This window comes from Rickettsiella endosymbiont of Dermanyssus gallinae (genome assembly GCF_019285595.1).
Lineage (GTDB): Bacteria > Pseudomonadota > Gammaproteobacteria > Diplorickettsiales > Diplorickettsiaceae > Rickettsiella_B.
Window position 1 is genome coordinate 392,572 of record NZ_CP079094.1, and the last position, 15,040, is coordinate 407,611.

The following is a 15,040-nucleotide window of genomic DNA, read 5'->3' on the forward strand; positions in this document are numbered from 1 at the left end:
TCGCTTCTCCCCCGGGTTTCTAAGTGTCGAAATAAAGGTTCTAGCCCTATCGATGGGGGGTATAAATTAAGGATAGAAGTGAGTTTTGATGCCTTAAGTTATCTTTAAGATTTCTTTGATATGGTGACTAGTCAGAAAGCTTTAATTAGAGGGATAGCGATAATGGGTCTAGATAATAACCGTAAACCAAATTCTCCGCTAGGAATGGCAACGCTAAACAAGTCAAGTGCTAGAAAAGCAGATCTTGCTCCTATTAGGAAAGTGGATTTTACTACTATTAAGAATAAAGTTACAAACTTGCACCGGGCAGTAGTCGATACAATAGGAAAAAACACCGTAGACGAACGAAGAAAGATGAAGGATGTTCTTAATGCTATTGGAGGGATGGTTAAAGATATTGAAACCCAGGCTGAAAGTCCGCTAAAAAAACTTAACGATCATATAATCAAATGTAACCTAGAGAGAAAGAGTCAGGATAAATTGATAACAGGTAAGTTTGAAAAGGTTATTCAAAAAATAATTGAAGATAATTATAAAAAAATTGAAGAGCAGATTCAAAAGTTGAAGGGATTAGTTAATAAAGATGATGATGGTTTGAGGGAAAAAGTTGAAGCATTTGAACAGGCTGCTCAGCAACAAAAAGAGAAACTGGTATTATCTAGTGATGTTAATCAAGTTATTGCGACAACATCTAACTCCCCTCAGCAAAACCCAACTCAAGAAAACCCAGAAGAGTCTAAAGATTCAGCACAACAAACTGCTGTATCAGAAGCAGTTGCAGGGCCTAGTAGCCAGATAGATGCTAACGCTGGGAGCAATATAGCTGATAAGGATGATGAAAACACGGTTATTTCATCGGCGGTGCCTATCAGAGATGTGGCCTACATGACGGTAGAAACGCAAACAGAAGTTGACGTTAATGCTCCGATTGAGCCATCTGATACGGAACTCCATCTTATAAGTCATGAGCTTGAGGTTGCAAGAAAGCAACTCTTTGATCTTGTTGACGATATTAAGGATTTTAGGCAGGACGTTGCTCAAAGAGATAGAGAGATAGCCGGTCTAATGGCAGATAAGGATAAGCTAGAGCTAACAGTTAACAGCTTAGAGACTGAAAATGTAGAGAATCTAGGCGCTAAAACAGTGTTAGAAGAACAACTGAAAATGCAGGAAAGCGAGCTTGAAGCCGTTAAAAAGGGTGCTTCTCGAGCGGAAGAAGCTTTATCTACATTACAAGATAACTTAAGAGATATGGAGGATAAGTTTAAAGTGGAGCAAGAAAAGTTTGAACGTTATAAGGCAATGCAAGAACAAGACGGTTCAAGTAAGCAGCGAAACTATCAAGCAAATGTAGAGGACGCTAGAGCTCAAGTTGCGGCAAAGGAACGTGAGCTGGAACAAATGCGAACTAATGGTAAGGCGCTATTAGATGAAGTTGCACAGCTAACGACGGATTTAACTGAAATTAAAGCTCGCAAAGCGAGTGAATCTGAGCAACGCATTGAACAGTTAGTAAACGAAAATAGAGTGCTTCATGAAAGAGTATTAGCGTTAGAAGATCAGCAAGAAAATAAACCGCAGTCGCTTGCTACTCCTCTTATGGAAGACCAAGAAGCCGTATCTACTCTGACAGAAAGAGTCGGATTTTTAGAAGAAGAGAACCAGGGTTTACCGGCAATGCAAAAGCAACTGCAAACTAGTTTGGTTGACTTAGCGCAAGCAGGTGCCGAAGAACTTTTTAGAGTCAATTCGCAGCAGCTTTTAGACGAGGTCGACAATTTAAAGTCTCAGGTGGAGGAACTACGGGAAGGAAATACTGTTCTAGCCACAAGATTAAAAGAAGGCCAGGAACTTCATCAATCTTTAGCTGAGGATTTTGATAGAGATAGTAAAGAATTAGATGAAAGAGCAGCACGGCTAAGTGACGAGCTTCGTCAGCAGCGCAAGCAGCTTGAGGAAACACAAAAAAAACTTGGTGGGATCAGTGAAGAAAAAGCTGATTTAGAGCAAGAAAATCAAACACTAAAACAGAATAACCAAGGATCTGAAGCTAAACTTGCAAGTGCAATGCAAACGATTTCGGAGCAGAACGACCGTATAGCATTATTATCTAGCCAAGAAAATACAGCAGGGCAGGATAACTCTGAAAGTAAATGGTCAAAGGAACGCGAAGCGTTAATAGGAAAACTAAAGGAATGGGAAAGCGAATACAGTGAATTAGAGCATAGCTTTACAGACTTACAAACGCTCTTACAAAAATTGAGAGGTGAGCTCCAAGCGTCAGCTAATAGCCAACGTGATCTTAACGACGAGCTCAGCGGAAAAAAGGATCAGCTATCAGGTTTAGAAAGACAGCTCACGACAACACGATCTGAACTACAACAAGAACAGGTAGAGAAGCAAAAAGTTGAAACGGAGCGTGATGAATATAAGCAAGAAGCGAGCGAAAAACAACATGCAGTACAACAATTAACAGCAACCCATGAAAAGCTGGTGACAGGATTAGAACAACAGCTAGATGAAACTAAAAAGACAGCCACAGAAAAAGATGAACAAATTTTAAGTCTGACTACAGAGAAGGCTGAACTATCGGGAAGAGTTTCAACGTTAGAAGGTGAAAAAGCAGGGATACAAAATCAGCTTGAAGGAAAGCAAACTAAGGTAGAGCAACTTAGTACCCAACTTCAAGATCTTGAAAACACGTTAAGCACTACACAAGAAGAATTAACGACTTCAGAAAAAAGGGTAAATGACCTTGTAGCGGAAAAAACAGAACTTGATCATCGGCTTGCTCAAGCAGATCAGAAATTATCCACGCAAGAAACGCAACAAAAAAACCAAGTTGAATTATTAGAAAGAAGGCTTCAAGAGGCTCGAAACGAAAAGGCTGTGTTAGAGCAACAAGTTGAAGAGCAAGCAGGTAAAGTAGACGAACTTGGCAAAGCACTTAGAGCGGAAGAATATAAGCTATTAGAGCAAAGAGATTCCTTTCAGTCTACGGAAAAGGCTTTGCATAGCCAAGTGGAAGGACTTCAAGAACAAAACGGTATATTAACGGGGCAATTAAATGAAAGTAAGCTTCAAAATAAACGTTTAGCTGAAGAGTCTGATCGTTATATAGATGAACTTAATGGCACAGTACAACAACAAGGTAAATGGATTAGAGTTCAAGAAAATCAGTTGCAACAAGTTCAAGGGAGGCTTAATGGGGTTGCAGAAGAGAAGAGAGAGATTGAGCAACAACTTGAAACTGTTGAGCGTGAAAAGCAAGCATTTAGGATTGAGGCTGAAGGGCTAAAGACAACGGTATCCGAGCAACAACACAATATAGAAATATTACGTGAGGAAAATCCGGTTGCCGATAAAAAAGATACAAGCAAGCCATTAGTAAATAACGTCCTTGATAGCGCGATGGCATTAGAGTTAAGCGAAAGTAAACAACAAAATGAAAAGTTGCAGTCTGAACGGGATGATTTACAGCGTAAACTAAGTAATTTGCAGCAGGATTTACATGATATTAGCAACACACCTCAAGTAGAAGAAAAAAAAGAAGCCTTAAGTTTTGCTGATGAGCTCGCGTTTGAAGAAAGCAAAAGAGAACTTCAAAGAGCTAAATTAGAAGCTGAACAATTAAAAGAAGCGCTTAAAGAAAGTCAAAGAACGCTTCAACAAGCGGAAGCTAAAGCTAGCGAACAAGCAAGACAATTTACTCAATTGAATGAAGATAAACTTAAAGCGGAAGCTGACGTTAAAGTTAAGGAAAAAGCACTTCAAGAAGCTAAATTAGAAGCTGGGCAATCTCAAGCAGCGCTTGAAGAATTGCAGGGTAAGTTTGTTCAAGCTAGAGCACAAGCAGAGCAAAAACAGTCAGTTCTAGAAGGAAATACTGTTGAAAAAGAGGGTCAAATAAAAAGCCTAACTGACCGTAATATTACACTAAACCAACAAATTGGAACATTAAGCACAAGTCTTGAACAAGCTCGAGACGGCGTTAAGCAAGCTAAATTAGAAACTGAACAATTCCAAGCAGCGCTTGAAAAAAGTCAAAGAACGTTTCAACAAGCGCAAACTAAAGTTCTTGAACAAGAAAGACAGCTTCAGCAAGCGAATGAAGATAAACTTAAAGCGGAAACTAGCGTTAAAATTAAGGAAAAAGCACTTCAGCAAGCTAAATCAAAAGATGAACAATCTCAAGCAACGATTAAAGAGTTGCAAGGTAAGTTTGGGCAAGTTGTTCAAGCTAAAGCAACCGCAGAGGAAAAACTGTCAGCACTAAAAGGAAATATCTTTGAAAAAGAGGGTGAAGTAAAAAGCCTAACTGAATTTAATGATACATTAAAACAACGAATTGAAACATTGCAAACAAGTCTTGAACAAGCTCAAGAAGCGGCTAAACAAGCTAAAATTAGCGCTATAAATCAGGAAAGACAACTTCAGGAAACGAATGAAGCTTTTGAGCAAGCGAATGAGGCTAAACTTAAAGCGGAAGCTGAGGTTAAAGCTAAGGAAAAATCACTTCAACAAGCTCAAACAGCTGTTCAAAACTATCAATCAGAAAGGCTTGCATTAGGGCAGCAAACGCAAGGGCTGAAAAACGATTTGCAACAAATGCAAGCTAAAACCGAAACGCTTGCAGGAGCACTTACTCAGGCGAACGAAGCTAAAGTTAAAGCGGAAGCTGATGCTGAAGCTAAGCTGGAAGCACTTCAACAAGCTGAGTCGCAAGTTAAACAAGCTCAAGAAGCGTTTGAAGCAAGTCAACGAGCGCTTCAACAACAGAAAACTAAAGTTACCGAACAGGAAGGGCAGCTTAATCAACTTAATCAAGATAAAGTAACAGCAGAACATCAGCTTAAAGAAAGAGATAATCAAGTAGTAAGTTTAACTAATCGGAATGGTCAATTAGAATCTGATCATCAAAAAGGGTATAGTAAGCTAAACCCCGAAAACGCTCGAAAAAGATCGTGCACTACATCGGATACGGCTTTAGCTGATAAAGAAAATCTAGCGCAACGACAAAAAATATCCTCTAACGTGAAAAGGTTTTCGTTAGGTAGTTCATTTAAGAAACACGGTAGCGATGATGCATCCGGAACAGTACAAGATAGGAGAAATGTTATGTCAGAGAATGGATCAACAGTAATTCAAGAAACTTCGGGGGACGATACCTCTACTGCGTCAAGCATGAGTCAAGCAAGTAGCGAAGGCACAACGCCTGCTTCTTTAACTAGACAAAACACCAATGGTAGCAGTGGCGATGATAGTGGTTTTTCTTTAACATCAGCTAGTGATGATGCTGAGATATCTACTGTAATTTCTACACCAGAAATAGAGAAAAAACAAAAAATTGCTGAAATGCTTTCGCAGCTTACGCCAGAGATGCTCACTGCAAGCTTACAAGGCACAGCAAAAACCAGCTTCTTACAAGAGCTGGATAAAGCTAAAGATAATAGTCACGGAACGGCTGCAGCCAATGCGGCGCTACAGGATTTGAACGAACAGATGGCAGCCCTGGCTAATCAACACTTGGCGACTTATAAAGATTTATTATCGGATAAATTAAATGCGATGCCCCTAGGCGAAGAATTAGAAAGTGCTACGGTAATGGATGAATTATTGGCAATAGCATCTAGTTCGGGTTCACTTACAGAAATGGCCATAAAACAAGGTCAAGCACAGGCTCAAAAGCACCTAAATAGGTTCCAAACAGCAGCAGTAGCTAAAATGAATCAGGTTTTTGAAGAGGCTGCCCAGGCGATACTTGCTGATCGACAAGGAACGCTAACCTTAGCGATAGATGCAAGAACATTAGCTGAGGAAACGCTACAAAATCCAGTTACCGAAGCACTCGCAAGAAAATTAATAGTCGAAGTAGCTGAAAAATATAAGGCTAATCCAGTAGATGAGGAACAAGCGGAGTCTCAAAGTGATGCTATTTTTGTTGAGAATGAAGACGCAATTAAATCGGCTGTTGAGCAAACACTGACAGAGCTAGAAGCTAACGAGAAAGATAAGCAGGAAAAACAAGCGATCATTGATCAACTGTTTGAAAAAATCGATTGTGCTCAAGTCAGCAAAGCACTAGTCAATTATGCAAAAGCAATATTAATAACTAAACTGGCCGAAGAGGGTTACTTGCTCAATCGATCTACAGGCCAGCAGTTAGAACAGAAACTTTATGCGTTGCAACCTTCAGTGTTGGAAGTAGTAAAGAAAAAACTAGCCGCCACGCTCATAGAAGAAAGAACTATAGAGCAGATTAACGCTTTGAGAGAACATCCCGATCAAGTGATTGGGGAGTTAATTCATACAGAAGTTAAGCAAAACAGTTTAGCTAAGCAAGCAGAAGTGCACGCGGCTAAGCTTGCTCAGCAAGAAATTGATAGTTATAAAAATAAAACGGCACAAGATTTAGAAAACTATTACCAATTAACGCACGACTTTATTCAAAATGCCGATGCCCGACTACAATTAACGATGAGGGATGCGACTAGTCGAGAACTACGTGATTTTGTTAGAGAAGATAGAGGTTCACTAGAAAACATAGTAACCCTCATAAATAATGGAAAATTTGATGAGAAGAAACAAGAACTTCAAGCAAAACTAAATGAGGCTGGATTAGCGCCTAAAGATAAAAAAAGCTATGAGCAGGCTGTTAAATTAATCGAGGGAATTTGCCAGGGAGAAGGTAGGGCTAAGACACGTATGGGCGTATTAACATTCATCGAGACACCACTGAATGCCATCATTGCCAAAAATGATCAAGATTCAAAACAAACGATAGTTAAGGTAGAAAGCCCTTCGCATTTATTTAAGGTTATAAAAACACCGGACGAGCTGGCTAGTGCACGTCAGGAATTTTCCAATAGACTATCACCTAAAATAAACCCTGCTCCGTATGGTACGGTACAGGAGAATTATGAGTGTACGCATACTACGACCGAACTTGACACAGGTAGCACCTTACTTGAGGCTATCAGAGTTAATACGCCCCCGCGCGGTTTATTTAGAAAAGAGGGTGAAATTACATTGACCTATAAAGCGGTTAAGAAAGATCATGTGATTGAATTTTCTGTAGACTCAGTTAATGCAGATACGCGTCCTTCTTTTATAAAAAAGCACATTGAAAATATTGATCTTGTCAGAAGCTCAACACAAAGTATGCTTGAATTATCCCAAGGTAGCGGGGAAGGGCTTGAAAATAAAGGGTCTGGTATCTTAATTCTAAATACCAATGATAAAAATTGGAAGACACGCTATGCACTTATCAAAGCACACGCAGCGGTATTTCCAAAACAAGGTATGCCTATTGTGTTATTAGAAGGTAAGTATAATAACGTCAGCCTTATTACAGTGAAGTCGCTTAAATCTGAGCTAAAAAAGCTCGAAGATAAATTTATAAAAGAATATAAGGCGCAAGCAGGAAGTGATGAGTATGTAGATAGCTTTAATACGCAAGTGAGTTTATTCACGCCAGCGCGTTAAAATTATATACGCTAATAATGGATTTATAATAATAGGGAAAAGGAGAAATAGAATGATAAAGGAAGATGGACAAATTGCAGTCGCGAATACTGTAACGCTTACAAAAGAAGAGATTGAGCAATTAATTTTAGCGGTAATAAAGGAAAAAATTACTGAAATAAACAATAAGCCTATCTCTTCTACTTCTACGGCGGTTTTATTGCCTCAAACGTTAAACAGCTTAGAAATAAATAGTATTTTGATTGCAATTTTAAAGAAAATAAAGGTTGATTCTGACACAGCTTTGTCCCAATTTGTGTTAACTAAGCAAAAAGAGATTGAAGCCTGGGCGGAAGATGAGGTTTACCAGTTTGAAGTAAAGCGATACAAGGCGTTGAAAAGGAAACTTCCTGATTTTTTTATGGACATAAGGCGTAATAAAGTAACAAGAGACTTAGTCAGTAAAGCCTTGCTCAACCATGCAAAGCCAATATTAGTAAACGAATTAGCTAAAAAAGCTTATTTAAGCAATGAGCGCATTGCGGCTCAGTTAGCTTATGAACTCTATCGCTTGACTCACTTATGGCTGGATGGTGATCCGGTAAAGCGGAAAGTGCTGGAGGATGAGCTAATGGCCCTCATCGAAAAAAGAATGATAGATGAAATGATTGTTTTAAAAAAGAATTTCGATAAAATAATTGTATGGTTAGCGACTGAAAGTAGTTTAGCGAAGCACGCAGAAGGTATGGCCACTGATTTTGCTCAGCAAGTAATTGACATTTACCCAAATAAAACAGCACAAGATTTAGAAAACTATTACCAATTAACAAACAATTTTATTAAAAATACGGCTATACGATTACAATTAAACCTAAAAAATGCGACTAGCCGAGAACTACACGTTATTGTTAAATCTGATAAAGAGGCATTAGAAAATTTAGCAAATTTGATAGAGGCTGGAACGTTCGATGATAAAAAACAAGCACTTCAAAAAAAATTAAATGAATTTGGGCTGTCATATAAAGATAGAAAAAGTTATCAACAGGCCGTTAAATCTATAGAGGACATTTGTCAGCAATCAGGAGATATTCCGGCCTATATAACGGCATTAGAAAACATCGAGAAATCACTGGGTGCTATCATCGAAATAAATGATAACGATTCAACGCAGTTGATCGTTAAAGCAGAAAGTCCTTGGCATTTTTTTAAAGTTATCAACATACCAGAAGATGAGGGCGATGAGAGATACAAAGAAGAACCGGAAGCGTTAGTTAGCGCACGTAAGGAGCTTATCAATAAAATATTATCACCCCAAGTGAAAGATAATTCGTCTACATCACTTGAGCATACCCATACGGTTATCAAATTTAATTCAACGCATACTTTACTTGAAGCTACTAAAGTCACCACGCTTAGCAGTTTTTTTAAAAAAGCACGTGACGTCGTATTTATCCAAAAAACAGCTCGTGATGGTAGTGATTTGCAAGTTTCTATTGATTCGATTAATGGAAATACCAATCCTTCTTTCATACAAAGCAATATGAACCTTGATTTTGCTAGAACAAAAATGCAATGCGCGCTTGAGTTAATGCAAGGCCAAATAAAAGAGCCCATCTTTTTAACCTTGTCTAGCTACCATTCAAACTGGAAAGTAAACTATGCGCTTATCAAGGCACACCAAGCATTATTTTCAACACGATATAGATATCCCTTTGCTGTATTCTTACAAGGTAACTATAGTGTTGTTGATGTTATGCAGAATAAACCGCTTAAATCTGAACTAAAAAAGCTCGAAGATAATTTTATAGAAGAATATAAAACGCAAGTGGGGAGCGATGAACATGCCAATATTTTTAACCTACAAGCGAATTTATGCTCGCCAAGGCTAACGCCAAAATAATATCAGAGCATTTTATGAAAGATACTATTATTCGTTTAATAAGGCTCGCAGGACTTGGTTCTGAAGAGCAAGGTGTCTGTCATGGTTCTGCTGTTTTGGCTTTACAAGCTTTTATATTAGGTACGGAATATCAGCAAAACTATATTGAACGTTTAGAAAAAATGGCTCAGTTAAATTTAGAGCCTGATGACGTGCTTAAGCATAAGTTAGAATCACGTGATGAGAAGGGCGTGCTGAAATATTCTGATATTCTTGCACATTTACAGACGGTAAAGCTTTTTCATTCGCCTGATGAGTACCTTGACTGGTTTGATAGTTTAACAGTGCTTAGACAATCTGATGTTGCTGCCGTTGCGAGCATTGCACAAAGTCAATTAGCAGAAAAGCGAGGCGGAATACATCAAGTATCTTCTTTTTCAGCTGTTTATAAGTATACCGAAATGGACGTTTATTTAACTTCCTTGCAAAAAGTGATGGAAACACCCCTTCATAAAGAAACACGTTGCGGATTATTACTTTCTAGTCCTAGGCATTTGATTATGCTGGGTTATGATGCCGCTAATTCAGTGTTCCCTTGGACTATCGACGATGCGGCTACAGTAACGCAATTTTCTAGCGATCAATATGTTGAAGTAGCTAAAAAAATAAGAAAAATTTTTACTAATGACACCGCAAATGACAAGCCACTTATTTTGTGCACCGCTGTTTACTCTATAGGTGATCAATTAGAAAAGGCTAAATTGCTTATTGATAGTTGGCATGCGCGTTGTGAAAAAATTCATCAGGTTACGGCAGAAAAAGCAAAGGTGATAGGGCAAGGGGGAGGGGCATGGCTTTTTCGTGCTGCAGAGAGTGGGCATACTCAGACAGTTGAATTACTGTTGAAAAAAGGAGCAGATGTCAATATGGCAACAAGTGATGGGCGTACTCCGCTTTTCATTGCTGCAGGGAGTGGGCATACCGAGACGGTTAAGTTATTGCTTGAAAAGGAAGTTAATATCAAGGCGAAAACAAGTGATGGTCTTACCGCGCTTCATGTTGCTGTAGAAGGTGGATATACCGCGATTGTCAAATTATTGCTTGCAGCAGGTGCGGATGCTAATGCGACAGCAAACGATGGATTGACTGCGCTGCATTGTGCCGTAGACGGCGGCGGATATCCCGCGATTTTCAAATTATTGCTTGAAGCGGGCGCGGATGTCGATGCGGTAACAGATGGTGGACATACGCCACGTGGTATTGCAGGCGATGAGTGCCTCGCTATTATTAAATCGTTTGAAAAAAAAGGCGATATCAACAAAGTACAAGTAGAAAATAACAGTGCCTATGTACTTGTTTTGTTACAACGATTATTCAGTTTTTTTGTGGCGGCTTCGATGGTGGTGTTAGGCATCACTTTATCTTTTTATTCTCTTAGCTCAACGCCCCTTTTATTAGCCATTGCATTTACGACGGCAATCGTAACGGCGATAACCGTTAAGTATATACCTAGGTTTGTTGAACAAGCTTATACGTTTATAGTGGGTTCTGGTCAGGAAAATAAAAAAACATCAGCGAAGCTGTATGAGCCAACAGCATGCGGCCTGTTGACATCGCCTTTAGATAGCCAGGTTTCTACTGAGAAAACTCAGCAGAGAGAGGCAATATGTTTCACTAATTTGGAACAGAGTAATTATAATAGGTTGTCTAGGTAATTATTTTAGCGGCAAATTATAAAAATTTGCGATGATTTTCCAAGCTTGTTCAGCCGTTTCTACGTAATGAAATAATTTTAAATCACTCGGGCATATCATGCCTTCATCGACTAACAGTTTAAAGTTAATCAGCTTAGACCAATAACTTTTTCCAAATAATAGTAGCGGGATCGGTTTTATTTTTTTTGTTTGTAGTAAGGTCAGTGCTTCAAATAATTCGTCTAATGTGCCATATCCACCAGGAAAGCAAACTAAAGCACGTGCACGAATTAAGAAATGCATTTTACGTATAGCAAAATAATGAAATTGAAAACAAAGCTCAGGTGAGATGTAAGGATTCGGTGCTTGCTCATGTGGTAAGACAATATTCAAACCAATGCTTTTGGCTTTGACATCCTGTGCACCACGATTAGCAGCTTCCATAACACCCGGTCCACCGCCCGTTACGATAACGAAATGGCGGCGTCGATTTTTTTGGCAGCGTTCAGAGACAATCTGGCCAAAGCGTTGTGCCTCTTGATAATATTTAGCGCCTTCAAGCCGTTTGCTAGCTATTTGCACGGCTTTTTTATAAGTAAGGCTGCTAGGTTTAGTTTTTAATTTTTGTTGCGCTTGTTTGAGTTGTTGTTTAGCGGTTTCATGGTCAGGAATTCTGGCACTACCAAAAACAACGATGGTCGATTCGATCTTGAGTTTTTGCTGCGAGAGTTCCGGTTTTAATAGTTCAAGTTGTAACCGTACTGATCGTAAGGATTTATGTAATAAAAAATCGTGGTCTAAAAAGGCAAGTTCAAAAGCAGGCCAGGCTACTTTTTTGCTGCGTTTTTTGACTTCGGTTTTCGCCGATGAAAAAGGTTTTGCGTGATTAATGTCCATCAGGCCATATTAGCTTTGTGATTAATAATACTTTCAGTATATAAGTGTATTGAGTCGTTTACAATGCAGAGTATTCAAATTAGGAGGGTTCATTTTTAGGATGTTTTCTCGGCACATCATTACTATTAATGTGCTGGTACTGTTGAATTAAACCTCGTGTAGATGCGTCAAAATTGTCATCACTTGATGTGGCGGTGTTTTTATCTAAAGCGTTATAAATAGATTGGCTGAGATGTTTTCCATATTCTACACCCCATTGATCGAAAGGATTAATTTGCCAAATGACACTTTGTACGAATACTTTATGTTCGTATAAGGCAATGAGCATCCCTAAGCTAAACGGTGTGAGTTCATCGAGTGCCAAGATATTATTGGCATGATTTCCACTTAAGGTTTTATAGGGTATATCACTGTGATAACCCTGCATCAATGCCTTGCTTTGGCTTAATGCGCTGGCAATCGCATGTTGATGGTGATGTTGCAGTGTGTGCTGCGGATTGCGCAGGGATAAGATAAAGTCGGCAGAAAAGCGATTAGTGCCTTGATGAAAAAGTTGGTAAAAGGCGTGCTGTCCATTCAGTCCCACCTCGCCAAAAATGATTGGGCAGGTTGCGTAATTTACTTTTTTATTATCGATACGAATTGATTTACCATTGCTTTCCATTTCTAGCTGTTGCAAATAAGCCGGAAAATACTTGAGTGCAGCATCGTAGGGCAGAATAACATGTGCTTCGGATTGAAAAAAATTCCTTTGCCAAATGGCGAGTAATCCCAGAATGAGCGGCATATTTTCTTGCCAAGGCGATTTGAAAAAATGCTGATCTAGCGTATGAGCGCCACGTAAAAGTTCGCGGAAATTTTTCATACCAATGGATAATGCCAGTGATAAACCGATGCAGGAGCATAAGGAAAAACGGCCTCCGACCCAATCCCAAAGTGGAAAGATATTTTCTTCTGCAATACCAAATTGCAGGGCTTTTTTCGTTTGTGCGGTAATCGCTAAAAAGTGCTGGGGTAGTGGGTTATGGTGCGTAATTTTTTCTTGCATCCATTTTAAAATGGTTTTTGCATTGATTAAGGTTTCTTGAGTAGAAAAAGATTTTGAAGCAATAATAAATAAGCTTGTTTCTGGATTGAGCTGCGTTAGTAAATGATTGAGCGCGTAGCCGTCGACGTTAGAAATAAAATGAAACCGCAGCGGTGTTTGTTGATAAGGTTTTAAGCTTTCTATCGCCATTAATGGGCCTAAATCTGATCCGCCAATCCCTAAGTTGATAATATCGGTGATGGGTTTTCCGGTTGCGCCACGCCACGTATGGCTGTGTATTTGCTGGACAAAACCCGTCATTTTATCTAAAGCGGCGTGAATAGGCGGGAGTATGTCAGCGCCATTGACGCTTAATCCAGATGTTCGTGGGTCGCGTAATGCCGTGTGCAGTGCCGGCAATTTTTCAGTGGTATTGACACATGCGCCGGAAAACAAAGCGAGAATATGTTTCTTTACTTCACATGAGTCGGCAAGTTTGAATAACAAATCCAATGTTTCTTTAGTAATGGGATTTTTAGAATAGTCAAAACTTAAGCCCGCTTGATGTAAAGAAAAATGTTTAAAACGCTGCGGATCATTTGCAAATAATTCTGCAATCGATGTTTTTTTTACCTCAGAAGCATGTTGCGCTAGGGATTTCCATATCGGTGCCTCTGTCGGTCCATTCATACAAATTTTCCTCGCTTTTTATGGCGTTTTGGTTTTTTGTGTTGCGTTATAATTTGTTCAATTAATTGTGTTTTTGTGCTTTCATCAGCGGCTATAAAGTCGGTCCACCAGGTTGCGATCTCGGAGGGTATTTCTTGTATTTGTGCACGTAACAGTAAAAAGTCATACGCCGCACGAAAGCGTGGATGTGTTATCAATCGATTGATCATATGAGGACGGCGTTGAATTAATCGCTGCTGTAGATCCCATATTTCTCGAATCGTCGTACTATAACGGCGTGGAATAGTAATTTGTTTTTGTTGTTCTGCCAGAACATGACTGATAGCGTGCTGATAAAGAATGAATAGAGGCGTCTGCTGTTTATTGTAATGTTGAACTTTTGCTTGTACGGCTGGCCATAAAAAGATAGCAAATAAAAAAGCCGGTGAAACGGTTTTGCCTTCTTGAAGTCGTTGATCGGTGTTTTTACAGGCAATTTCTAGTAGTTTTTCGGTGGCTGGTTTGTCAAGGCAAGCAAATGTTTGTGGAAATAATTCATTAAATAATTGGTAATGGCGTAAAAGTTGATAGGTTGCAAACGCTTGACCATGGTGAAACAGTTTGAGAATTTCTTCAAATAAACGTGCAGGGGGAACATGACGTAATAAATTGGCTAGTTCAGGGATAGGTTCAGCCGTGGCTGGATCTAATGTAAAACCTAATTTCCCCGCAAAACGAATGGCACGTAATAAACGCACCGGATCTTCATGATAACGTGTGTGTGGATCACCAATGATACGAACAGTCTTATGTTGAATATCGCTAAGTCCTCCACAATAATCCACTAACGAAAAATCAGCGATATTATAATATAAAGCGTTCATCGTAAAATCACGGCGCCATGCATCCTCTTCAATACTTCCATAGATATTGTCACGTAACAACATGCCATGAGCGGCCACGGTTCGGTGTTTTAACGATTTTTTTTCAGCATCGGCACGGAAAGTCGTGACTTCAATCACTTCGCGGCCAAAGCGAATATGGGCAAGGCGAAAGCGTCGGCCAATCAAAAGACAATTGCGAAAGAGTTTTTTTATTTTTTCAGGGCGTGCATCGGTTGCGATATCAAAGTCTTTAGGTTTTATTTGAAGTAATATATCACGTAGACAACCACCTACTAAATAAGCGCTATAACCATGCTGATCAAGCCGGTAAAGTACTTTAAGCGCATTCGCAGAGATGTTTTTGCGCGAGATTGTATGTTCCGCCCGGGGGATGATAGTCGCTTCTGGATAAACTTTCTTTTTGGGGAAAAGACGGTGGAAAAACTGCTTAATAATGGTAATGGTCCTCTAAATGACAAAACGGGTTGTTTATACGCTTCGCTCTTGGATTTTCGGCTGTGCGTAT

The 15,040-nt window shown here is 39.3% G+C and carries 6 protein-coding genes; 3 read left to right on the forward strand and 3 right to left on the reverse strand.

Annotated elements, in window-relative coordinates:
* Positions 1-354: 354 nt before the first annotated feature.
* From KX723_RS01965 to KX723_RS01975, 3 genes are read left to right on the forward strand one after another with little or no spacing between them, the layout of a single operon-like run.
* The gene (locus KX723_RS01965; protein WP_218814433.1) at positions 355-7,485 is read left to right on the forward strand and encodes a hypothetical protein; all 7,131 of its coding nucleotides are present in this window, start codon (positions 355-357) and stop codon (positions 7,483-7,485) included.
* A gap of 52 nt (positions 7,486-7,537) precedes the next feature.
* The gene (locus KX723_RS01970; RefSeq protein WP_218814434.1) at positions 7,538-9,364 is read left to right on the forward strand and encodes a hypothetical protein; all 1,827 of its coding nucleotides are present in this window, start codon (positions 7,538-7,540) and stop codon (positions 9,362-9,364) included.
* Positions 9,365-9,378: 14 nt separating this feature from the next.
* Positions 9,379-11,058 (forward strand): ankyrin repeat domain-containing protein, encoded by a 1,680-nt coding sequence (locus KX723_RS01975; protein WP_218814435.1) that lies wholly within the window; start codon positions 9,379-9,381, stop codon positions 11,056-11,058.
* On the opposite strand, the gene KX723_RS01980 is transcribed toward KX723_RS01975, so the two are convergent.
* The 3 genes from KX723_RS01980 to pcnB all read right to left on the reverse strand — a co-directional run bounded on the left by KX723_RS01980 (position 11,059) and on the right by pcnB (position 14,976).
* Positions 11,059-11,934, reverse strand: coding sequence for an LOG family protein (locus tag KX723_RS01980; protein WP_218814436.1), 876 nt, complete (start codon positions 11,932-11,934; stop codon positions 11,059-11,061).
* A gap of 79 nt (positions 11,935-12,013) precedes the next feature.
* Positions 12,014-13,651 carry a glucose-6-phosphate isomerase gene (gene pgi, locus KX723_RS01985; protein WP_218814437.1) on the reverse strand — a complete coding sequence of 546 codons (1,638 nt, stop codon included), beginning with the start codon at positions 13,649-13,651 and terminating at the stop codon, positions 12,014-12,016.
* Complete coding sequence (gene pcnB, locus KX723_RS01990) at positions 13,648-14,976, reverse strand: polynucleotide adenylyltransferase PcnB (RefSeq protein ID WP_343230285.1); 1,329 nt, start codon at positions 14,974-14,976, stop codon at positions 13,648-13,650. Before pcnB ends, pgi begins: the two co-directional genes overlap by 4 nt.
* Positions 14,977-15,040: the final 64 nt, after the last annotated feature.

What these genes read in the sequence shown, in the direction of transcription:
- KX723_RS01965 (WP_218814433.1), top strand. Translation starts at nt 355, where the DNA reads ATGAAGGATGTTCTTAATGCTATTGGAGGGATGGTTAAAGATATTGAA.
- KX723_RS01970 (WP_218814434.1), top strand. Translation starts at nt 7,538, where the DNA reads ATGATAAAGGAAGATGGACAAATTGCAGTCGCGAATACTGTAACGCTT.
- KX723_RS01975 (WP_218814435.1), top strand. Translation starts at nt 9,379, where the DNA reads ATGAAAGATACTATTATTCGTTTAATAAGGCTCGCAGGACTTGGTTCT.
- KX723_RS01980 (WP_218814436.1), bottom strand. Translation starts at nt 11,934, where the DNA reads ATGGACATTAATCACGCAAAACCTTTTTCATCGGCGAAAACCGAAGTC.
- pgi (WP_218814437.1), bottom strand. Translation starts at nt 13,651, where the DNA reads ATGAATGGACCGACAGAGGCACCGATATGGAAATCCCTAGCGCAACAT.